Source organism: Arsenophonus endosymbiont of Aphis craccivora (assembly GCF_013460135.1).
Classification (GTDB): domain Bacteria; phylum Pseudomonadota; class Gammaproteobacteria; order Enterobacterales; family Enterobacteriaceae; genus Arsenophonus; species Arsenophonus nilaparvatae.
In genome coordinates, this window is the sequence record NZ_CP038155.1 from 1,052,584 (window position 1) to 1,074,916 (window position 22,333).

Below are 22,333 nucleotides of genomic sequence, written 5' to 3' on the forward strand. Positions count from 1 at the left end.
CTGCTACAGCTGTTATCCGATCCTGACGCTGTGTGGCATACCCAACAACGTCATACGGTTCAGCGCTTTGACCATCGCCATTGCTTCACCTACCTGAGCCTCATAGTCACGCAGCCTCAGATGGCCACCCAGCAAAGTTTTTATGCGGAACATCGCTGTTTCTGCCACTGAACGCCGGTGATAACCCACTTTCTTTTTCCACATATCATTACTCCTGCTCAGATGCTGATTCGCCACCGCATGGTTACGTTCATGGTACTTGTCCGGCCAGTATTTCGCTCCGCTTCGCGGCGGGATAAGGGGCCTGATTTTCTTTCTTAGCAACGCATCGTGGCAGTAACAGGCGTCATAAGCACCGTCTGCTGACACTTCCGTGATTTTCCGGTGGGTTTGGTTAATCAGGCCCGGCAGTGACTGCGCATCTGTCGTTCCGCTGAGCGATAAGTCGGCACAGATAATCTCATGAGTCACACTGTCTGCTGCCAGATGAAGCTTGCGCCACACTCTTCGTCTGTCAGCCCCATGCTGCCTGACTTTCCATTCACCTTCGCCAAAGACCTTCAGACCGGTACTGTCGATGACCAGATGCGAGATTTCACCACGCGTTGGCGTTTTTATGCTGATGTTGACGCTCTTTGCTCGTCTGCTGACCAGCGAGTAGTCCGGACAGCACAGCGGCAAAGACATGAGTTTAAAAATCGAATCAACGAAGCCCTGTAATGCCCGGAGCGACAGGTTAAACACACGCTTCATCATCAGGACAGTGGTAACAGCCATATCGCTGTAGTAAAGCGGCCGGCCACGACCTTCAGGCGAAGAACTGTCAGTCCATCCAGCGATGGCCGACTCATCAAGCCAGACCGTCAGGGAACCGCGTTGTCTGAGTGCCTTGTTGTACGCGGGCCAGTTGGTAATTTTAAACTTTTGCTTTGCCATGGGGACCTGATGTTGAAACGAATTTAGCGATCAGCTCCGCCAATCACCTAAAAGTTCGATTTATTCAACAAAGCCAAGTTTAATATGGAACATTTGGTGATATTAATGGACTCAAGTAATATTTAAATGATATAGATAATATATTATTCAATGAAAAAAAATAGCGATGTCCACATTAAGCATCACTATTACTATTTTTTGTTATATATAGTTTATCTGATATGTCTATATAAATTTTAATGATATCCAATAAAACAAACCAGAAAGTATAATAGAAATAGGTAATGTAAATAACCAAGCCAGTAATATATTTTTAATTGTTTTAGCTTGTACACCACCATCAACAACCATTGTACCGGCTACCGCAGAAGATAAAACTTGTGTTGTTGATACAGGCATACCAGTATAACTTGCAACACCAATGGAAATTGCCGCAGTAACTTGAGCAGAAACACCTTGCGCATAAGTCATACCTTTTTTACCAATTTTTTCACCAATCGTTATAGCAACACGTTGCCAACCAATCATAGTACCGACAGAAAGCGCCAAAGCAACGGCAATAATAATCCACAGTGGCGCATACTCCACTGTATTAAGCAAATCGTTACTCAAGTTACGCAGAAAACGAGCATCCGAAGAGGACGTCTCTGGTAGTTTAGCTACATCTAATGCTGTATCAGATAAACACATTAATAATCGGCGCATTTGATTACGTTGTTCAGGTTTTAGTGCTGAATAACTTTGAATATCCGTCAACATCAGTGATGTCTGTTTTAGCACAGTAATAGGACGTGAATTATCACAATGGAATTTCTCATCTAAAATTTCCAATTCCGACTCATGTTGTGACTTATTAACAATATGTTTTACCGCTGACTGATGCTCTTCATAATAATATTGTAGATGCACTATCGCGTCATGGGTACGAGTGATATCATAACCACTGGCATTCATATTAAGCACAAACCCGGCAGGCGCCACGCCAATTAACACTAGCATAATAAGACCAATACCCTTCTGACCATCATTAGCACCATGAGAAAAACTGACGCCAACGGCAGATAAAATCAATGCAGTACGTGTCCAAAAAGGGGGTTTTCTTTTACCATATTTCTTCTCTCGCTCAGCTGGTGTTAAATGAATACGACGACGTTTTTTCGTACCACTCCAATAACGGCGTAAAAAGAAAATTAGCAATCCAGCTATAACAAAACCAATAGCAGGAGAAATGATGAGGGAAAGAAAGATTTCAATGACTTTTGGAATGTTCAATGCATCCACTATAGAGGAGTCTGTCACTAATGCATTGGTTAAACCAACACCAATAATGGCACCTATTAATGTATGTGAACTAGAAGCCGGTAACCCCAAATACCAGGTACCCAAATTCCAAATAATGGCCGCCAATAGCATGGAAAAAACCATTGCCAGGCCATGAGCAGAACTTACATTCAAGAGAAGATCTGTTGGCAACAAATGCACAATAGCATAAGCAACACTCAAGCCACCTAAAATAACGCCAAAAAAGTTAAAAACACCAGCCATAACAACCGCAAATTGAGCTCGCATTGTTCGAGTATAGATAACCGTTGCTACTGCATTTGCGGTATCATGGAAACCATTAATTGCTTCGTAAAATAGCACAAATAATAGCGCTAGTATTAATAACAGACCGGTGTAAAAATCCAAACCAGTAAATAAATGTAGCATAAACCTTAAGCCCATTTGTTGAATATGAACTCAATGCATTATCAGTGACAAACGTTAGCGGTGGAAGCAAAATTTACATCTTTTTTGACTTTAATTGACAAAAAAAACAAAAAAAACAAAAATATTCTTTACTTTCATTAAGTTAATAAAATCAAGAATATGTAGATTTATAGTGCTTACTAACATTTGTCCACACACATTTAAATCGTAATAAATATTTTACGCTATTTAATAAAAAACGCGCTATTTGTATTATTAATAAATATCTTTTCAGATAAAAGAGAAATTTTGTGGAAAAATTTGACGTAATCATTATAGGTGCAGGAGCGGCCGGTCTATTTTGTGCAGCCAATGCAGGCCAAAAAGGGTTAAAAGTACTTATATTGGATAATGGCAAAAAAGCGGGTAGAAAAATTTTAATGTTTGGTGGCGGACTATGCAACTTCACCAATCTTTATATTGATCCTAATGCTTATATATCTACTAATCCCCATTTTTGTAAGTCAGCACTGGCTCGCTTTACGCAATGGGATTTTATTGAGTTAGTACAAAAACATCATATTCCTTATCATGAAAAAACATTAGGTCAACTTTTTTGTGACAATAGCGCACAAGATATTGTCGATTTACTATTAACTGAATGTAAAGTAGCTGGCGTTAGTTTACTCTTGCAAAGCGAAATCACTCAGATAAAAAAAATAGATAATAAATTTTTAGTGTATGTTAATGAAAAAATTATTAGTTCAAACGCACTAATTGTTGCTAGCGGTGGCCTTTCAATGCCTAAATTGGGGGCAACTCCTTTTGGTTATCGTATAGCTGAGCAATTTGGCCATACCATCCAACCGACGCGAGCAGCTTTAGTGCCTTTCACATTACATAAGGAGCTGCTTGACGTTTTACACACACTTTCTGGCATTGCTATTCCAGTAAAAATCAGTTCACAAAATGCCATGACATTCCAAGAAAATCTTCTGTTTACACATAGAGGATTATCAGGCCCAGCTATTTTGCAAATCTCAAGTTACTGGCAACCTGGGGAGCATATAAGTATTAATTTATTTCCCAATATTAATCTTATCGATTGTTTAATCCATGAACAAACCATTCATCCTAATCTGTCGTTAAAAAACTTATTAACAAAATATGTACCTAAACGACTTATCGAGACATTACAAGTATTAAAAAAAATCCCAGATAACTCGTTAAAACAGCTTAATATGAAACAGGCTTTGTTGAATAAATCGAACTTTTAGGTGATTGGCGGAGCTGATCGCTAAATTCGTTTCAACATCAGGTCCCCATGGCAAAGCAAAAGTTTAAAATTACCAACTGGCCCGCGTACAACAAGGCACTCAGACAACGCGGTTCCCTGACGGTCTGGCTTGATGAGTCGGCCATCGCTGGATGGACTGACAGTTCTTCGCCTGAAGGTCGTGGCCGGCCGCTTTACTACAGCGATATGGCTGTTACCACTGTCCTGATGATGAAGCGTGTGTTTAACCTGTCGCTCCGGGCATTACAGGGCTTCGTTTATTCGATTTTTAAACTCATGTCTTTGCCGCTGTGCTGTCCGGACTACTCGCTGGTCAGCCGACGAGCAAAGAGCGTCAACATCAGCATAAAAACGCCAACGCGTGGTGAAATCTCGCATCTGGTCATCGACAGTACCGATCTGAAGGTCTTTGGCGAAGGTGAATGGAAAGTTAGGCAGCATGGGGCTGACAGACGAAGAGTGTGGCGCAAGCTTCATCTGGCAGCAGACAGTGTGACTCATGAGATTATCTGTGCCGACTTATCGCTCAGCGGAACGACAGATGCGCAGGCACTGCCGGGCCTGATTAACCAAACCCACCGGAAAATCAGGGAAGTGTCAGCAGACGGTGCTTATGACGCCTGTTACTGCCACGATGCGTTGCTAAGAAAGAAAATCAGGCCCCTTATCCCGCCGCGAAGCGGAGCGAAATACTGGCCGGACAAGTACCATGAACGTAACCATGCGGTGGCGAATCAGCGTCTGAGCAGGAGTAATGATATGTGGAAAAAGAAAGTGGGTTATCACCGGCGTTCAGTGGCAGAAACAGCGATGTTCCGCATAAAAACTTTGCTGGGTGGCCATCTGAGCCTGCGTGACTATGAGGCTCAGGTAGGTGAAGCAATGGCGATGGTCAAAGCGCTGAACCGTATGACGTTGTTGGGTATGCCACACAGCGTCAGGATCGGATAACAGCTGTAGCAGAGGGAGCCATCCTGGCGGCTAATTCTGATTTATTCAACAAAGCCTATGAAACAGATAAATACGATTGCGTAAATGCTACACAACTGTCAGATACAACCAAATAGCACAGAAGGTTATCGTACCGCAGAAGTCAATCTTGTAGGCGTTGATACAAATAGTATTTCCTCAAAAACGATGGAATCAGAAAAAGTAGCCGTACTCTACTTTATTGGTGAAGTGGTTGATGTCACTGGTGGGTTAGGCGGATATAACTTTCAATGGGCATGGAGTTCAGCTTGGGCGTGTGTTCAACACCTTACAAAATCATAACTATCTCGTTATAGTTAAATTTTTAATATTGTCAGCTAAAGTGATCTAGCCATTTGCTATCAACGATAAAACCAATTGTTTTTAAATTTTGAATTAAATATCATATAAATATATTATAATTATCAATATATTATCATAATGAATGATTTTTTTACATTTATATTAAAAAAATCACTTTACAAATGATAGCGATAACCATTATCATTAAAATACTTTCAGATGAACCTTTCTGGAATCATATGAAAGGACGACATTGCTCACATTGCTTCCAGTGTTTACTTATGCCAGCCTAGCGCTGGCACTTTTTTAACTTTTATCAATTTTTAACAAAATGTTTTAATAGACCTCACTCCTGACTTATATCCTATCCGCTCTAACAGAACCGCAAAACGATAGAGAAAATTTAAGCAAAATTTTGCCATTCCTTTTCAGTTCATGAAATTCACAACTAAATAAAAAGTGCATAGTTTTTATTATATTCTATGCACTTTTTATTTTACTATTGACAACTATTATTGAAAATTACAGCTCAGGGCCAGCTTTCACAAGTGCTGACCCAACTGTGGTATCAGTATATTTTTCAAAGTTATTAATAAATCGCTTAGCCAAATCTTTAGCTTTAAATTCCCATTGGCTGTTATCTGTATAAGTATGACGAGGATCCAGAATATTGTTATCAACTCCTGGCAAATTGGTAGGTACAGCTAAATTAAAAATGGGTAAATTTATGGTTTCTGCTTTATCTATATCCCCATTTAAGATCGCATCGATAATTGCACGAGTATCTTTGATCGAAATACGTTTAGCCGTTCCATTCCAACCGGTATTAACCAGATATGCTTTTGCACCAGCCGCTTTCATTCGCTTACCTAATACTTCAGCATATTGAGTAGGATGTAATGTCAGAAAAGCCGCGCCAAAACAGGCTGAAAAAGTTGGCGTTGGTTCAGTTATACCGCGCTCAGTGCCCGCTAATTTAGCGGTAAAACCCGACAAAAAGTGGTACTCAGTTTGTTCAGGCGTCAAACAAGATACCGGCGGCAAAACACCAAATGCATCAGCTGTCAAAAAAATAACTTTTGTCGCATGGCCTGCTTTTGAAATCGGTTTAACAATATTATTAATATGATAAATAGAATAAGAAACGCGGGTATTTTCTGTTTTGGCTCCATCATTAAAATCAACAGAGCCATCAGTCAAAACAGTGACATTTTCTAATAATGCATCGCGTTTGATCGCATGATAAATATCAGGCTCTGCCGCTTCAGACAAATGTATGGTCTTAGCATAACAACCACCTTCAAAATTAAACACACCATCATCATCCCATCCGTGTTCATCATCACCAATTAATTTACGTTTAGGATCGGTCGAAAGAGTTGTTTTTCCGGTGCCCGACAAACCAAAGAAGATAGCCACATCACCTTTTTCACCAACATTAGCGGAGCAATGCATTGACGCAATTCCTTTTAATGGCAGCAAATAATTCATGATCGAAAACAATCCTTTCTTCATTTCACCGCCATACCAAGTACCGCCAATCAGTTGCATACGCTCAGTCAAATTAAACGCCACAAAATTTTCTGAGTTTAAGCCTTGAGCCTGCCAGTTGGGATTAGTACATTTTGCGCCATTCATTACAACAAAATCTGGTTGAAAATCAATCAATTCTTGTTCAGTAGGTCGAATAAACATATTTTTGACAAAATGTGCCTGCCAGGCAACTTCGGTAATAAAACGCACTTTCAAACGGGTATCTGCATTTGCACCGCAAAAAGCGTCAATGATAAATAAACGCTTACCTGACAATTGGTTAGTCACCAAATCTTTTAATGATTGCCAAACCGCTTCGGTCATCGGTTTGTTATCATTTTTTCCTTTACCTTGATCCGCCCACCAAACAGTATCCTTAGAAACGTTATCACGAACGATATACTTATCCTTTGGTGATCTACCAGTAAAAATACCGGTATCAACCGCTACTGCGCCTAAGTTGGTTTCAATCCCACGTTCATAGCCTTTTAAAGAAGGTTTTGTTTCTTCTGCAAATAGTTGTTCATATCCTGGGTTATAAACGATTTCAGTTACTTGATGAATACCATATCTAGCTATCTCTTCTGGAGTAATCTTTTTTTTTGCACTCATTAATTTATGCTCCTAAATGAATATTAACCTTAATTTTTACTCGAAATTAACAGCGATAAAAATCAATAAATTTTATCTAAACTATTTTCTGAACTAAAAATGCGATCTAGAGCAAAATCAACGCTACAGTAAAAAATGTATTTATATCCTTTATTACGGTATAAAATAAGCAATACTGACTCAATGAATTTGCTGTTTTTTAATTCGCTTCAATTCCTCTATATATTGTTTATTAAACAGATAGACAGCCCCACAAAATTCACATTCAATATCAATTTCACCACGTTCATGCAATATATGCTCAATATCTTCATCACAAAGAGATAGCAAAATGTTTTCACAACGCTTTTTTGAACAACTGCAATGAAAGGCGACTAGCTGTGGATCATATAATGTCACATCTTCTTCATGATAAAGACGATGAAGAATTTCCTTTGGCTCTAAAGTTAATAGTTCCTCGCCCTTAATCGTAGCGGTTAATTGCACCAGATGATCAAATTGATGCTGACTTTCAATACCAGCAGAGGGCAATACCTGCAATAATATTCCACCAGCAGCAGGCTCACCATTTATTTCACCTGAATGAATGAATAAACGTGTCTGCAACTGTTCTGCTTGTTTAAAATAATCATGGCTTTGTTGAATAAATCGAACTTTTAGGTGATTGGCGGAGCTGATCGCTAAATTCGTTTCAACATCAGGTCCGCATGGCAAAGCAAAAGTTTAAAATTACCAACTGGCCCGCGTACAACAAGGCACTCAGACAACGCGGTTCCCTGACGGTCTGGCTTGATGAGTCGGCCATCGCTGGATGGACTGACAGTTCTTCGCCTGAAGGTCGTGGCCGGCCGCTTTACTACAGCGATATGGCTGTTACCACTGTCCTGATGATGAAGCGTGTGTTTAACCTGTCGCTCCGGGCATTACAGGGCTTCGTTGATTCGATTTTTAAACTCATGTCTTTGCCGCTGTGCTGTCCGGACTACTCGCTGGTCAGCAGACGAGCAAAGAGCGTCAACATCAGCATAAAAACGCCAACGCGTGGTGAAATCTCGCATCTGGTCATCGACAGTACCGGTCTGAAGGTCTTTGGCGAAGGTGAATGGAAAGTCAGGCAGCATGGGGCTGACAGACGAAGAGTGTGGCGCAAGCTTCATCTGGCAGCAGACAGTGTGACTCATGAGATTATCTGTGCCGACTTATCGCTCAGCGGAACGACAGATGCGCAGGCACTGCCGGGCCTGATTAACCAAACCCACCGGAAAATCAGGGAAGTGTCAGCAGACGGTGCTTATGACGCCTGTTACTGCCACGATGCGTTGCTAAGAAAGAAAATCAGGCCCCTTATCCCGCCGCGAAGCGGAGCGAAATACTGGCCGGACAAGTACCATGAACGTAACCATACGGTGGCGAATCAGCGTCTGAGCAGGAGTAATGATATGTGGAAAAAGAAAGTGGGTTATCACCGGCGTTCAGTGGCAGAAACAGCGATGTTCCGCATAAAAACTTTGCTGGGTGGCCATCTGAGGCTGCGTGACTATGAGGCTCAGGTAGGTGAAGCAATGGCAATGGTCAAAGCGCTGAACCGTATGACGTTGTTGGGTATGCCACACAGCGTCAGGATCGGATAACAGGTGTAGCAGAGGGAGCCATCCTGTCGGCTAATTCTGATTTATTCAACAAAGCCTTGCCGATATTGAAAAGGGTATTTATGCTACCGCAACCGCATCGGGTGTCGCTGCAACATTACTAGTATTAAATTTGCTACCACAAAACTCTCATATTATTGCCATGCAAGGGGTCTATGGCGGTACTTACCGTATATTTGAAAAGTTAATCAAAGAAACAAGTGGTCATCAAGTTGATTACATTGATCTCAATAATCTCCAACTCGTCAAACAACATTTACGCAATAATACCCGTCTGATTTGGATAGAAAGCCCTACTAATCCGCTATTAGAACTTGTTGATATCAGTAAAATTTGTCAGTTGGCAAAAGAAAATAACATCATAACCTGTGTCGATAATACTTTTGCTACCGCCTGGAATCAAAAACCCCTTGAATTAGGCGCTGATATTGTCATGTTGTCTACCAGTAAATACATAGGCGGACACTCAGACTTAATCGGTGGCGCCGCTATCACTAATCAATCTACAATAGCCGATAAAATTGATGGTATTAAAACAACCATCGGTGCTATTGCTTCACCTTTTGATGCTTATCTTGCATTAAGGGGATTAAAAACTTTAGATCTTCGCATGACAAGACAATGCGCTAATGCACTGACAATTGCCAAGTTTTTAAATAATCATCGTAATATCACAAAAGTATACTATCCAGGGCTATCAGATAATCCCCAGTATCATATTTGTCAGACACAAATGAAAACTGGTGGCGCTGTTGTTACCATTAACATTAATGGCAATCGAGATAACGTAAAAAATATTATCAGCAAATTGCAATATTTTGTTCTGGCCGAGTCATTAGGTGGTGTTGAAAGCATGGTAAATCATTCAGCAACAATGTCCCATGCCGCTATGACTGAAGATGAAAGAGTCAAAATGGGCATTTACAATACAACATTACGTCTATCCGTAGGGATAGAAGATATTAACGATCTACTTAACGATTTAGAGAAAGCACTTAATTTTTAATATTAAGCTAGAGACAGGGTATCGCAATGAATGACTACGGAATTTGGACAGTAATTACGCCGCTTATCACTATTATACTCGCGATAATAACACGTCAAGTGATCTTATCATTATTGATAGGTATTTTAGTTGGTTATACCGTTATTAACGATCACAATATTTTGTTAGGCATTCAAGCAACACTAACAGGAATTATTGCTACTTTTGCCTCCCCCGGCAATACACAAACTATTATTTTTATTTTGTTAATTGGCGGAATTATGCGGTTAATTAGCGTCACCGGCGGTGTTAGAAGTTTAGTATATTTACTAACCAATAAAACGCGTTTAATAAAAAATAAAAAAGCAATTCAACTGATAGCCATGTTTATTTCAATAATCATTTTTATTGAAAGTTCTATTAATCAATTAGTCGCTGGTGCTTCCACTAAAAATATTGCTAGATATTATGGTGTTTCCGCAGAAAAAATGGCCTATATTATTCAAACCTCTGGTGTCTCTGTATGTTCTTCTGTCATGATCAATGGTTGGGGAGCAGCCATGATGGGGGTTATTGGCGTACAAATCTCTAAAGGTTTTATTTCTGGCGAACCATTCGAAATTCTTGCTACCGCTATGCCATATAATATTATGGCTTGGTTATCACTAGCTTCAGTACTATTTTATATCCTCACCGATTATTCATGGGGGCCGATGAAAATAGCTGAACAAAAAGCGATTGCCAATCAACATCGATCTCATCAGCCATCTTCCATTACTGATGAGGAAGTCATTGATCATCCAGCAACCAACACTGTATTGAACTTTTTTATTCCTATTCTGGCAACGGTTTTAATGGTACCTATCGCTCTATATATCACCGGTAATGGCGAGTTCACTAAAGGCAGTGGCTCAACCTCAGTTTACTGGGCAGTTATATTTGGTACTTTAGTCTCTTTTATCTGGTTTTTAGCCCGCCATATTTTGACGATCGAAAGTTTCTTTAAGGAAATTTATATCGGTTACGCCAGCATGATCAAAATTAGCTCAGTGATGATTTTAGCTTTTTTAATGGGCAATGTTTCTGCCGATCTTAATACTGGTGCTTATATTGCACAAATTTCTTCAGGCGTGTTGCCGGCAGGGTTTTCGATAGCTTTCATTTTCTTAATCAGCGCTATCATGTCATTAGCAACCGGCACTTCATGGGGAACTTTTGCTATTATGATCACAATTGGCGTGCAATTAGCGCTTTCCGTTAATATGCCTACCGAATTAATGATCGGAGCAGCAATTACCGGCTCGATTTTTGGTGATATGACTTCGCCAATTTCTAGCGACGCCATCGTTGCTTCAATGGCGACTGATTGCGATCATATTGAACATATCAGAACCCAGATGCCTTATGCTATTGTTACCGCAATAATCGTATTAATTATTTATCTCTATTTAGGATTCAGCCAATAAGACAAAATGGCATGCATAGAGAAAAAGCGCTATCAATAAAGATGTAAGATGAATTAATAGCATTTATAATACGATGCAAATATTATTATTAAAAAAATTATATGATTCATTATAATTTATGTAACAATAGCAAGGAGAAGGTGTGCAATACCAACAGCCTATTCGTCGTTTAAGGCGATTACGTCAAACAGAAACAGTTCGCGCTTTATTTAAAGAAACAATTTTAACGCTAAATGATCTTATATTGCCCATTTTCGTGGAAGAAGAAATTAAAGATTCTCAGCCTATTGCAACTATGCCTGGGGTTTTTCGTATCCCGGAACACAAATTACCTTATGAAATCGAACGGATCGCTAAAGCCGGGCTCAAGTCAGTGATGTTATTTGGTATTTCCCATCATCTTGACGAAACAGGTAGCGATAGCTGGCAAGAGAATGGTTTAGTTGCCCGTATGTCAAAAGCCTGCAAGGATAGCGTACCCGATATGCTAGTCATGTCAGATACTTGTTTTTGTGAATACACCTCCCACGGCCACTGTGGTGTTTTAGGTAGCAATGGCGTTGATAATGACGCAACATTACTCAACCTCGGCCGACAAGCAGTCACTGCGGCAAATGCTGGTGCTGATTTTATCGCGCCCTCTGCCGCAATGGACGGGCAAGTCAGGGCAATTCGTGAGGCGCTGGATAAAGCAGGTGTTACTAACACCGGTATTATGTCCTATTCAACCAAATTTGCATCTAACCTTTATGGCCCTTTTCGCGAAGCGGCAGGTTCTTGCTTAATTGGTGATCGCAAAAGTTATCAAATGGATCCAATGAATCGTCATGAAGCAATTAGAGAATCATTGATAGATGAGCAAGAAGGCGCTGACGTTTTAATGATAAAACCTGCTGGTGCTTATCTCGATATTATTCGTGATATTCGTGAGCGAACTGAACTGCCATTAGCAGCTTACCAGGTCAGCGGTGAATATGCCCAAATTAAATTTGCTGCTCAAGCAGGCGCGATTAATGAAATCGATGTTGCGCTAGAAACATTAGGTGCCATCAAACGTGCCGGTGCTAATCTGATTTTGAGCTATTTTGCGTTAGATTTAGCAGAAAAAGAGTGTCTTTAATCAATTTAGGTTGACAAAAATTGTCAGATGCTAGCGATTCTGAATTAATTGATAAATCACTATACCAAGGTAAGTTACCAATAAGGTACTAACCACATGAATTAAGATTTCCAAAAATCCATGATAGTAGCGCTGTTGCTGAAAGGAGAGCATAACTTCCAATGAAAAGGTAGAAAAAGTTGATAAACCACCACAAAAACCGGTCATTACCATCAATCGCCACTCAGGTGATAGGGTATAATGGTTAGCAAAATAAGCAAAAGCAAGACCTAATATAAAACTAGCAATAACATTTGACAGATAAGTCCCTAATGGTACAAGTGCAATTAATGGATTTAATTTGGTTGACAAAAGCCAACGTGAGATACCACCAAGCGCAGAGCCTATTGAGATCGCCAAAAAGATTTTAATCATAAATTTATTTCATCCAATAGAACACATCATCAGCAATATTTTGTGCCATTTTTTCTATAGTAGCAATCGCCTTGATATAACAAATAATTAATAGTAAATAATACAATAATAATTTATTAGTATTCCCAATAGCTGGAAATTATGCCACCCTACCGCCTAAATTCACTTCTTTGATCGCATTAATCGTGATAAGTTAAAATGACTTAAAGTGTATACCCCAATATAGTTATCTCTTTTCATTTGCTACCATAACTTTTGCGTTTCCCGTTGGCAACAGTGGTCAATTAGCGCTTAAGCATAAAACTTAATGATTAAAAGTAGAGGCATTAATTAAAGCGTAAAAATACCATTATGGTTGCATTAATACCCATCAATGAAAATGAAAGTATAGTGATAAACAGATAGATATTTTACTTAATAGTGGTGTAATGGTAGATGCCTAGCCGTCACTACCCTAGATATTAACGCTGTCGCTAACTTAACTAATATTATAAGCGTGATGTTCAATGATAATAAAAAGCAAAATTGTTGGTTGTTTATACCATTATTACTGTTAGATGCATTCCCTTTAACGCCAAAACTATACTAAATCAATTTTCTATCAAGTTGTTTTAAAAATATATTTTCAACTGCTTAAGCTCAAGTATAGTATAAACGTGCATATAAAATGCAAATTTAACGGAGTTAACATGTTTTGTGTGCAATGTGAGCAAACAATGTGCAGTTGAGCTAGCAATGGCTGTATTTATACTCGTGGTGTATGTGGTAAAACAGCTGAAACATCTGATTTACAAGATCTATTGATCGCTGAGCTACAGAGTCTATCGGCATGGACAGTTAAAGCTTATCAAAACGGTATCATTGATCATCAAGCCAACCACTTTTCACCGCGCATCCTTTTTTCTACTTTAACTAATGTAAATTTTGACTCTTCGCTTATCATTGCCTATACACGTGAAGCAATAGCCAAACGTGAGGCACTGAAAATCCAATGCTTAGCTAAAGATCCAACGATTATTATAAATCATCCAATGGCCGAACTGCAGTTATTCAGTGACGATCCTAGCGAGTTACAGTATCAAGCAGCAGAGTACGCGCTACATAAAGATAAAGAGGTGATTGGTGAAAATATTCTTGGTTTACGTCTGCTTTGTCTGTACGGTTTGAAAGGTGCTGCGGCTTATATGGAGCATGCCAGAGTTCTCGGTCAATACAATAACGATATTTACTACCAATACCATAAAATTATGGCATGGTTAGGTAGCCTGCCATCTGATATGGATGCCTTATTGCAATGTGCAATGGAAATTGGTCAGATGAATTTTAAAGTAATGGGCATTTTAGATGCCGGTGCAACTGACACTTATGGCCACCCAATACCCACTCAAGTTAACGTAAAACCCATTGCAGGTAAATGTATTCTAGTGTCTGGCCATGATCTGAAAGATCTACACAACTTATTGCAACAGACTGCAGGTACAGGTATTAATATTTTCACCCATGGTGAAATGTTACCAGCACACGGCTACCCAGCAATACATAAGTTCAAACATCTGGCCGGTAACTATGGAGGTGGCTGGCAGGATCAACAAATCGAGTTTGCCAAGTTCCCCGGCCCCATTATTATGACATCAAATTGTATTATCGATCCATTTGTTGGCAACTATTCCGATCGTATCTGGAGCCGCAGTATTGTTGGATGGCCAGAGATAAACCATTTGAAAGGTAACAATTTTAGCCCCGTGATTGCTATGGCACAGCAGATGGCTGGATTCCCATATAGTGAAATTGAACATAAGATTACAGTTGGTTTTGGTCGCCACACTCTGCTGGATGCAACAGATACACTAATTGAGTTAATCAACAGTAAAAAATTACGCCATATCTTTCTAGTAGCTGGTTGTGATGGAGCGCGCGCTAATCGTAGCTATTTCACCAATTTTGCCACTCATGTGCCAAATGATTGTATAATTCTAACTTTAGCTTGTGGTAAATATCGTTTTAATAAATTGGATTTTGGTGAAATAGCAGGCTTACCACGCTTAATCGATGTTGGTCAATGTAATGACGCTTATGGTGCAATTATTCTTGCCACCAAGCTGGCGAAAAAATTATCGTGTAACGTGAATGATCTACCACTATCACTGGTTTTTTCCTGGTTTGAGCAAAAAGCGATTGCTATTTTACTCACCTTGCTGTCACTTGGCATAACTAATATCATAATTTGCCCAACGACACCCGCTTTCTTGACGCCAGATTTGCTCACTATCTTCGAGAAAAAATTTGGTTTAAGAAAAATCACTAATGTGGAGCAGGATATGCGGCAATTGCTGTCTGCATAAGAATAAAAGATATCAATAGATACAATTAATGCCAGGGAACGGCAGCGGGCCGCACCTTTGTTTAACGCTAGCGCCTTCAATTCCTTACCAATGGCGGTAACTTTATTGTTTTCACTGGCTTTGTTGAATAAATCGAACTTTTAGGTGATTGGCGGAGCTGATCGCTAAATTCGTTTCAACATCAGGTCCCCATGGCAAAGCAAAAGTTTAAAATTACCAACTGGCCCGCGTACAACAAGGCACTCAGACAACGCGGTTCCCTGACGGTCTGGCTTGATGAGTCGGCCATCGCTGGATGGACTGACAGTTCTTCGCCTGAAGGTCGTGGCCGGCCGCTTTACTACAGCGATATGGCTGTTACCACTGTCCTGATGATGAAGCGTGTGTTTAACCTGTCGCTCCGGGCATTACAGGGCTTCGTTGATTCGATTTTTAAACTCATGTCTTTGCCGCTGTGCTGTCCGGACTACTCGCTGGTCAGCAGACGAGCAAAGAGCGTCAACATCAGCATAAAAACGCCAACGCGTGGTGAAATCTCGCATCTGGTCATCGACAGTACCGGTCTGAAGGTCTTTGGCGAAGGTGAATGGAAAGTCAGGCAGCATGGGGCTGACAGACGAAGAGTGTGGCGCAAGCTTCATCTGGCAGCAGACAGTGTGACTCATGAGATTATCTGTGCCGACTTATCGCTCAGCGGAACGACAGATGCGCAGGCACTGCCGGGCCTGATTAACCAAACCCACCGGAAAATCAGGGAAGTGTCAGCAGACGGTGCTTATGACGCCTGTTACTGCCACGATGCGTTGCTAAGAAAGAAAATCAGGCCCCTTATCCCGCCGCGAAGCGGAGCGAAATACTGGCCGGACAAGTACCATGAACGTAACCATGCGGTGGCGAATCAGCGTCTGAGCAGGAGTAATGATATGTGGAAAAAGAAAGTGGGTTATCACCGGCGTTCAGTGGCAGAAACAGCGATGTTCCGCATAAAAACTTTGCTGGGTGGCCATCTGAGGCTGCGTGACTATGAGGCTCAGGTAGGTGAAGCAATGGCGATGGTCAAAGCGCTGAACCGTATGACGTTGTTGGGTATGCCACACAGCGTCAGGATCGGATAACAGCTGTAGCAGAGGGAGCCATCATGGCGGCTAATTCTGATTTATTCAACAAAGCCCTGTAGAAAAATAGAGAAAAAAGACAAGCAACCAGATAAAGGCTACTAAGTTATTTTTTTTATTTGGTGAAGAATTAAACATATAATTTATGCTCATCAATTTTGGTTTTTTTAACATAAGTTTTTATGTCTTATTTTCATTATCAGCTATTTTGGTGGCTGATAATTTTTTGAACATTAATCTAAATAGAAATAATTGCAACAAAAATATTGTTACCTTTAAGCAATTGTTTGGAATATGTTGCCAGTTTTTTGGTTGGAAAAATTATATTTTAATTTGACTAACACCATAGTCAATTATTTTTGTTTTTTATAATAAATATAAAAAATACTGTAATAATAACAATAGTAAGTTTTTTTTGTGACAAAATAAATAAAATTCAATCTTCTTTTTGCATCTTTTATCTGTTTTGCCGAAAGTATTAACTAAACGATTTATTGGGTTAATTTGGGGAATTAAATATCTTGATAGCTTAAATTTAATATTGATAATTAGTGTTTAGAAAAATTTATATTTAACTAGAGAGATTGTAATAAAGAATTAAACCGGCGAAATAGAATATTATTGAATAATAATTATTTGTGTAAAATAGATTTATTAATAAAAAATATTTTATTGTGAAATTTATAATAAAAAAATTTATTAAAAGATTAATAATAATGTAAGTGAAAACGGCTTTGTTGAATAAATCAGAATTAGCCGCCAGGATGGCTCCCTCTGCTACAGCTGTTATCCGATCCTGACGCTGGGTGGCATACCCAACAACGTCATACGGTTCAGCGCTTTGACCATCGCCATTGCTTCACCTACCTGAGCCTCATAGTCACGCAGCCTCAGATGGCCACCCAGCAAAGTTTTTATGCGGAACATCGCTGTTTCTGCCACTGAACGCCGGTGATAACCCACTTTCTTTTTCCACATATCATTACTCCTGCTCAGACGCTGATTCGCCACCGCATGGTTACGTTAATGGTACTTGTCCGGCCAGTATTTCGCTCCGCTTCGCGGCGGGATAAGGGGCCTGATTTTCCGGTGGGTTTGGTTAATCAGGCCCGGCAGTGCCTGCGCATCTGTCGTTCCGCTGAGCGATAAGTCGGCACAGATAATCTCATGAGTCACACTGTCTGCTGCCAGATGAAGCTTGCGCCACACTCTTCGTCTGTCAGCCCCATGCTGCCTGACTTTCCATTCACCTTCGCCAAAGACCTTCAGACCGGTACTGTCGATGACCAGATGCGAGATTTCACCACGCGTTGGCGTTTTTATGCTGATGTTGACGCTCTTTGCTCGTCTGCTGACCAGCGAGTAGTCCGGACAGCACAGCGGCAAAGACATGAGTTTAAAAATCGAATCAACGAAGCCCTGTAATGCCCGGAGCGACAGGTTAAACACACGCTTCATCATCAGGACAGTGGTAACAGTCATATCGCTGTAGTAAAGCGGCCGGCCACGACCTTCAGGCGAAGAACTGTCAGTCCATCCAGCGATGGCCGACTCATCAAGCCAGACCGTCAGGGAACCGCGTTGTCTGAGTGCCTTGTTGTACGCGGGCCAGTTGGTAATTTTAAACTTTTGCTTTGCCATGGGGACCTGATGTTGAAACGAATTTAGCGATCAGCTCCGCCAATCACCTAAAAGTTCGATTTATTCAACAAAGCCTTTCTACAGTTATTCAAATCATTATTGTAACAACCGGTCAAAGTAATACCATTGGTCTAAGAGATTCCCTTTTATACAGCACTCTTTGGCTCATTCCTGCACTGTTTTTTTCTCGCCATATCAAATTGGTTGCCGCCATTATAGGCATTTTTCTCTGGCTATCTTCTGCCATCGCCTTGGCATATTATATTGTTTATGGCCAACAGTGTTCACAAAGTGTCATGTTTATCATGTTTGAAACAAACACACATGAAGCAAGTGAATTCTTAACCCAATATTTAAGTATTAAAGTTATCGCAAGCCTATTGGTTTATACACTTATCGCTATTTTTTTTATGGACACGCATAAAACCTATTCATATTTCCGTTTCGGCCAAAGTTATATTGACAACAATTATTATCGGTATTCTTTTTGGTGCCCCTTTTTACAAAAAAGTCATCAAATCAAACGGTGATCTTGATGATCTAATGCCATATTTAAATGCCAGGATGGCTTATGCTGCTCCTTGGCAATTTATTAGCGGTTATTTTCTTTATCAAAATCAGCTTACTAATATGGAAGCTATGTTAACCCACAATGCTAAAATACCCCCTTTAAAAAATTTGATTGATAATAATGGCGCTACTCCAAGAACATTAGTGTTAGTCATTGGTGAATCGACAAGTCGAAACCGTATGAGTTTATATGGATATGGCCGCCAAACAACACCACAATTAAGCGCATTAAAAGCACAATATCCAAATAATTTCAAAGTATTCAACGATGTAGTTACCTCACGCCCTTACACTATCGAAGTGTTACAACAAGCATTAACTTTTGCCGATCAATTACACCCAGAACTTTATAAAACAGCTCCTTCGTTAATGAATATGATGAAGCAAGCGGGTTATAAAACTTTCTGGATCACCAATCAGCAAACCATAACTCAGCGTAATACGATGTTAACCGCATTTTCGCGCCAGACAGATAAACAATATTATCTAAACAACGATATGGCGTAAAGTTCACGACAATATGACACATCAGTATTAGCACCATTCAATGAAGTCTTAAAAGATCCAGCAGAAAAGAAATTCATCATTGTCCATTTACTTGGCACCCATATGAAATATGCCTATTGTTACCCTAAAGATGAGGGAATATTTGATAATAAAATAGATACTATGCCCACCAATTTGGCTAAAAGTGATCAAGCCGATTATAACGACTATGATAGTGCACAACACTTCAACGATAAGGTAGTGGCAACACTAATCAGAGATTTTGCTGCATCTAACGAAAACGGTTTCTTGGTCTATTTTTCTGATCATGGCGAAGAGGTTTTTGACACACCGCCACCCCATATTTTAGGTCGTAATGAAGCAGCACCAACCCGTCCTATGTATGAGATCCCTTTTATTATCTGGCAATCAACCCAATGGATTAATACTCACCAACGCCATTTAGATACCATGGTAAATAGGCCCTAGGCTTTGTTGAATAAATCAGAATTAGCCGCCAGGATGTCTCCCTCTGCTACAGCTGTTATCCGATCCTGACGCTGTGTGGCATACCCAACAACGTCATACGGTTCAGCGCTTTGACCATCGCCATTGCTTCACCTACCTGAGCCTCATAGTCACGCAGGCTCAGATGGCCACCCAGCAAAGTTTTTATGCGGAACATCGCTGTTTCTGCCACTGAACGCCGTTGATAACCCACTTTCTTTTTCCACATATCATTACTCCTGCTCAGACGCTGATTCGCCACCGCATGGTTACGTTCATGGTACTTGTCCGGCAAGTATTGCGCTCCGCTTCGCGGCGGGATAAGGGGCCTGATTTTCTTTCTTAGCAACGCGTCGTGGCAGTAACAGGCGTCATAAGCACCGTCTGCTAACACTTCCCTGATTTTCCGGTGGGTTTGGTTAATCAGGCCCGGCAGTGCCTGCGCATCTGTCGTTCCGCTGAGCGATAAGTCGGCACAGATAATCTCATGAGTCACACTGTCTGCTGCCAGATGAAGCTTGCGCCACACTCTTCGTCTGTCAGCCCCATGCTGCCTGACTTTCCATTCACCTTCGCCAAAGACCTTCAGACCGGTACTGTCGATGACCAGATGCGAGATTTCACCACGCGTTGGCGTTTTTATGCTGATGTTGACGCTCTTTTCTCGTCTGCTGACCAGCGAGTAGTCCGGACAGCACAGCGGCTAAGACATGAGTTTAAAAATCGAATCAACGAAGCCCTGTAATGCCCGGAGCGACAGGTTAAACACACGCTTCATCATCAGGACAGTGGTAACAGCCATATCGCTGTAGTAAAGCGGCCGGCCACGACCTTCAGGCGAAGAACTGTCAGTCCATCCAGCGATGGCCGACTCATCAAGCCAGACCGTCAGGGAACCGCGTTGTCTGAGTGCCTTGTTGTACGCGGGCCAGTTGGTAATTTTAAACTTTTGCTTTGCCATGGGGACCTGATGTTGAAACGAATTTAGCGATCAGCTCCGCCAATCACCTAAAAGTTCGATTTATTCAACAAAGCCTAGGCCCTATAGTATTATGCATTTGATTCACACTTGGTCAGATTTAGCCGGGCTTGATTATGATGGATTGGATGTCAGTAAAAGTGTCATTAACAAAGATTTTCAACCTTCTCCCCGTTATATTGGTGATCCTTATAACAAACAGCAACCACTAAAAACATATGATCAACTAAAAAAATAGTCCTTTCATTTATTCCTCTCCCCGGGTTAATTCTTAGGGGAGAGTTACACCATTAATCATAAAATTTATAGATACAAATCATATCTGATAACCAGTTTTAAACTGGCCAGTTTTCAAACAATTCGTTAGTAACGTACTTTTGTTTAAGATATCAATTAATCAATAACTAAAAAGCTAAATTATTAGTTAAAAATGGGCTTTGTTGAATAAATCAGAATTAGCCGCCAGGATGGCTCCCTCTGCTACAGCTGTTATCCGATCCTGACGCTGTGTGGCATACCCAACAACGTCATACGGTTCAGCGCTTTGACCATCGCCATTGCTTCACCTACCTGAGCCTCATAGTCACGCAGGCTCAGATGGCCACCCAGCAAAGTTTTTATGCGGAACATCGCTGTTTCTGCCACTGAACGCCGTTGATAACCCACTTTCTTTTTCCACATATCATTACTCCTGCTCAGACGCTGATTCGCCACCGCATGGTTACGTTCATGGTACTTGTCCGGCCAGTATTTCGCTCCGCTTCGCGGCGGGATAAGGGGCCTGATTTTCTTTCTTAGCAACGCATCGTGGCAGTAACAGGCGTCATAAGCACCGTCTGCTGACACTTCCCTGATTTTCCGGTGGTTTTGGTTAATCAGGCCCGGCAGTGCCTGCGCATCTGTCGTTCCGCTGAGCGATAAGTCGGCACAGATAATCTCATGATTCACACTGTCTGCTGCCAGATGAAGCTTGCGCCACACTCTTCGTCTGTCAGCCCCATGCTGCCTGACTTTCCATTCACCTTCGCCAAAGACCTTCAGACCGGTACTGTCGATGACCAGATGCGAGATTTCACCACGCGTTGGCGTTTTTATGCTGATGTTGACGCTCTTTGCTCGTCTGCTGACCAGCGAGTAGTCCGGACAGCACAGCGGCAAAGACATGAGTTTAAAAATCGAATCAACGAAGCCCTGTAATGCCCGGAGCGACAGGTTAAACACACGCTTCATCATCAGGACAGTGGTAACAGCCATATCGCTGTAGTAAAGCGGCCGGCCACGACCTTCAGGCGAAGAACTGTCAGTCCATCCAGCGATGGCCGACTCATCAAGCCAGACCGTCAGGGAACCGCGTTGTCTGAGTGCCTTGTTGTACGCGGGCCAGTTGGTAATTTTAAACTTTTGCTTTGCCATGGGGACCTGATGTTGAAACGAATTTAGCGATCAGCTCCGCCAATCACCTAAAAGTTCGATTTATTCAACAAAGCCTTAAAAATGATAAAAAAAGTCGAATAGCCACTATTACTAGAACATTTTATTAATTAAATAAACTAATAATATCCGCTTGTTAAGTCACAAAATTTAAAATTATTCATTAAATTATATGGTTTGTTCACTTTAATACTGTTATGGTTATCATTCTACACTGTAGTATTGCAGACAAAATAAAAATACTAACGTGCCTAATAATAAATAACGTAAATCATTTTTGACATAAAAT

General features: G+C 40.8%; 16 protein-coding genes and 5 pseudogenes. 13 read left to right on the plus strand and 8 right to left on the minus strand.

Going from position 1 to position 22,333, the window contains the following annotated elements; all coding sequences use genetic code 11:
- Positions 1-12: 12 nt before the first annotated feature.
- Both E3U36_RS05645 and pitA read right to left on the minus strand, forming a co-directional pair.
- Entirely contained in the window at positions 13-936 is a 924-nt protein-coding gene (locus tag E3U36_RS05645; RefSeq protein ID WP_180817385.1) for an IS5 family transposase, read from the minus strand.
- Between the two features lie 225 nt (positions 937-1,161).
- A complete protein-coding gene (pitA, locus tag E3U36_RS05650; protein WP_180817386.1) occupies positions 1,162-2,646 on the minus strand; it encodes an inorganic phosphate transporter PitA in 1,485 nt (494 codons plus the stop codon).
- A gap of 290 nt (positions 2,647-2,936) precedes the next feature.
- Here pitA and E3U36_RS05655 point away from each other — a divergent pair.
- The 3 genes and pseudogenes from E3U36_RS05655 to E3U36_RS05665 all read left to right on the plus strand — a co-directional run.
- Positions 2,937-3,875 (plus strand): annotated as a pseudogene (locus E3U36_RS05655) (aminoacetone oxidase family FAD-binding enzyme); the annotation flags it as partial.
- 74 nt (positions 3,876-3,949) lie between these two features.
- Positions 3,950-4,873 carry an IS5 family transposase gene (locus tag E3U36_RS05660; protein ID WP_180817388.1) on the plus strand — a complete coding sequence of 308 codons (924 nt, stop codon included), beginning with the start codon at positions 3,950-3,952 and terminating at the stop codon, positions 4,871-4,873.
- Positions 4,874-4,960: 87 nt separating this feature from the next.
- Positions 4,961-5,194: pseudogene (locus tag E3U36_RS05665) on the plus strand (NAD(P)/FAD-dependent oxidoreductase); the annotation flags it as partial.
- A gap of 522 nt (positions 5,195-5,716) precedes the next feature.
- On the opposite strand, the gene pckA reads toward E3U36_RS05665, so the two are convergent.
- Together pckA and hslO are read right to left on the minus strand one after the other, a co-directional pair.
- Positions 5,717-7,339, minus strand: a complete 1,623-nt coding sequence (gene pckA / locus E3U36_RS05670; RefSeq protein WP_180817389.1) for a phosphoenolpyruvate carboxykinase (ATP) — start codon at positions 7,337-7,339, stop codon at positions 5,717-5,719.
- 180 nt (positions 7,340-7,519) lie between these two features.
- Positions 7,520-8,053 (minus strand): Hsp33 family molecular chaperone HslO, encoded by a 534-nt coding sequence (gene hslO, locus E3U36_RS05675; protein ID WP_180817390.1) that lies wholly within the window; start codon positions 8,051-8,053, stop codon positions 7,520-7,522.
- Here hslO and E3U36_RS05680 point away from each other — a divergent pair.
- From E3U36_RS05680 to hemB, 4 genes are all read left to right on the plus strand, one after another.
- A complete protein-coding gene (locus tag E3U36_RS05680) occupies positions 8,047-8,970 on the plus strand; it encodes an IS5 family transposase (RefSeq protein WP_180817391.1) in 924 nt (307 codons plus the stop codon). The two genes, hslO and E3U36_RS05680, sit on opposite strands and share 7 nt — an antisense overlap.
- A 43-nt stretch (positions 8,971-9,013) precedes the next feature.
- Complete coding sequence (locus E3U36_RS05685; protein WP_180817553.1) at positions 9,014-9,994, plus strand: trans-sulfuration enzyme family protein; 981 nt, start codon at positions 9,014-9,016, stop codon at positions 9,992-9,994.
- 26 nt (positions 9,995-10,020) lie between these two features.
- Positions 10,021-11,439, plus strand: coding sequence for a Na+/H+ antiporter NhaC family protein (locus E3U36_RS05690; RefSeq protein ID WP_180817392.1), 1,419 nt, complete (start codon positions 10,021-10,023; stop codon positions 11,437-11,439).
- Between the two features lie 142 nt (positions 11,440-11,581).
- A complete protein-coding gene (gene hemB, locus E3U36_RS05695; protein ID WP_180817393.1) occupies positions 11,582-12,559 on the plus strand; it encodes a porphobilinogen synthase in 978 nt (325 codons plus the stop codon).
- A gap of 30 nt (positions 12,560-12,589) precedes the next feature.
- Here the strand turns inward: hemB and crcB are convergent, their stop codons facing one another.
- Positions 12,590-12,973, minus strand: coding sequence for a fluoride efflux transporter CrcB (gene crcB, locus E3U36_RS05700; protein WP_180817394.1), 384 nt, complete (start codon positions 12,971-12,973; stop codon positions 12,590-12,592).
- 743 nt (positions 12,974-13,716) lie between these two features.
- Here crcB and hcp point away from each other — a divergent pair.
- Entirely contained in the window at positions 13,717-15,315 is a 1,599-nt protein-coding gene (hcp, locus tag E3U36_RS05705; protein WP_238337547.1) for a hydroxylamine reductase, read from the plus strand.
- A 191-nt stretch (positions 15,316-15,506) separates the two neighbouring features.
- Positions 15,507-16,430 carry an IS5 family transposase gene (locus tag E3U36_RS05710; RefSeq protein WP_180816040.1) on the plus strand — a complete coding sequence of 308 codons (924 nt, stop codon included), beginning with the start codon at positions 15,507-15,509 and terminating at the stop codon, positions 16,428-16,430.
- Positions 16,431-17,216: 786 nt separating this feature from the next.
- On the opposite strand, the pseudogene E3U36_RS05715 reads toward E3U36_RS05710, so the two are convergent.
- Positions 17,217-18,071: pseudogene (locus E3U36_RS05715) on the minus strand (IS5 family transposase).
- Between E3U36_RS05715 and E3U36_RS12565 the strand changes: the two are divergent.
- Entirely contained in the window at positions 18,065-18,601 is a 537-nt protein-coding gene (locus tag E3U36_RS12565) for a phosphoethanolamine transferase CptA (RefSeq protein ID WP_238337531.1), read from the plus strand. The pseudogene E3U36_RS05715 and the gene E3U36_RS12565 sit on opposite strands and share 7 nt — an antisense overlap.
- A gap of 220 nt (positions 18,602-18,821) precedes the next feature.
- Positions 18,822-19,616: pseudogene (cptA, locus tag E3U36_RS12570) on the plus strand (phosphoethanolamine transferase CptA).
- Positions 19,617-19,671: 55 nt separating this feature from the next.
- Here the strand turns inward: cptA and E3U36_RS05725 are convergent.
- Positions 19,672-20,595 (minus strand): annotated as a pseudogene (locus tag E3U36_RS05725) (IS5 family transposase).
- A gap of 91 nt (positions 20,596-20,686) precedes the next feature.
- Between E3U36_RS05725 and E3U36_RS12575 the strand changes: the two are divergent.
- On the plus strand, positions 20,687-20,851 hold the full coding sequence (locus tag E3U36_RS12575) for a hypothetical protein (RefSeq protein WP_439647282.1): 165 nt from the start codon (positions 20,687-20,689) through the stop codon (positions 20,849-20,851).
- A 251-nt stretch (positions 20,852-21,102) separates the two neighbouring features.
- Here the strand turns inward: E3U36_RS12575 and E3U36_RS05730 are convergent, their stop codons facing one another.
- Entirely contained in the window at positions 21,103-22,026 is a 924-nt protein-coding gene (locus E3U36_RS05730) for an IS5 family transposase (RefSeq protein WP_180817395.1), read from the minus strand.
- On the opposite strand from E3U36_RS05730, the gene E3U36_RS12955 reads away from it, so the two are divergent.
- Positions 22,020-22,154: a hypothetical protein gene (locus E3U36_RS12955; protein ID WP_255479093.1), complete on the plus strand. Its 135-nt coding sequence runs from the start codon at positions 22,020-22,022 to the stop codon at positions 22,152-22,154. The two genes, E3U36_RS05730 and E3U36_RS12955, sit on opposite strands and share 7 nt — an antisense overlap.
- Positions 22,155-22,333: the final 179 nt, after the last annotated feature.

Bases quoted from the DNA above. Each gene is read 5' to 3' on its own strand.
- E3U36_RS05645 (WP_180817385.1), bottom strand. From the start codon at position 936: ATGGCAAAGCAAAAGTTTAAAATTACCAACTGGCCCGCGTACAACAAG.
- pitA (WP_180817386.1), bottom strand. From the start codon at position 2,646: ATGCTACATTTATTTACTGGTTTGGATTTTTACACCGGTCTGTTATTA.
- E3U36_RS05660 (WP_180817388.1), top strand. From the start codon at position 3,950: ATGGCAAAGCAAAAGTTTAAAATTACCAACTGGCCCGCGTACAACAAG.
- pckA (WP_180817389.1), bottom strand. From the start codon at position 7,339: ATGAGTGCAAAAAAAAAGATTACTCCAGAAGAGATAGCTAGATATGGT.
- E3U36_RS05680 (WP_180817391.1), top strand. From the start codon at position 8,047: ATGGCAAAGCAAAAGTTTAAAATTACCAACTGGCCCGCGTACAACAAG.
- E3U36_RS05690 (WP_180817392.1), top strand. From the start codon at position 10,021: ATGAATGACTACGGAATTTGGACAGTAATTACGCCGCTTATCACTATT.
- crcB (WP_180817394.1), bottom strand. From the start codon at position 12,973: ATGATTAAAATCTTTTTGGCGATCTCAATAGGCTCTGCGCTTGGTGGT.
- E3U36_RS05710 (WP_180816040.1), top strand. From the start codon at position 15,507: ATGGCAAAGCAAAAGTTTAAAATTACCAACTGGCCCGCGTACAACAAG.
- E3U36_RS12575 (WP_439647282.1), top strand. From the start codon at position 20,687: ATGCATTTGATTCACACTTGGTCAGATTTAGCCGGGCTTGATTATGAT.
- E3U36_RS05730 (WP_180817395.1), bottom strand. From the start codon at position 22,026: ATGGCAAAGCAAAAGTTTAAAATTACCAACTGGCCCGCGTACAACAAG.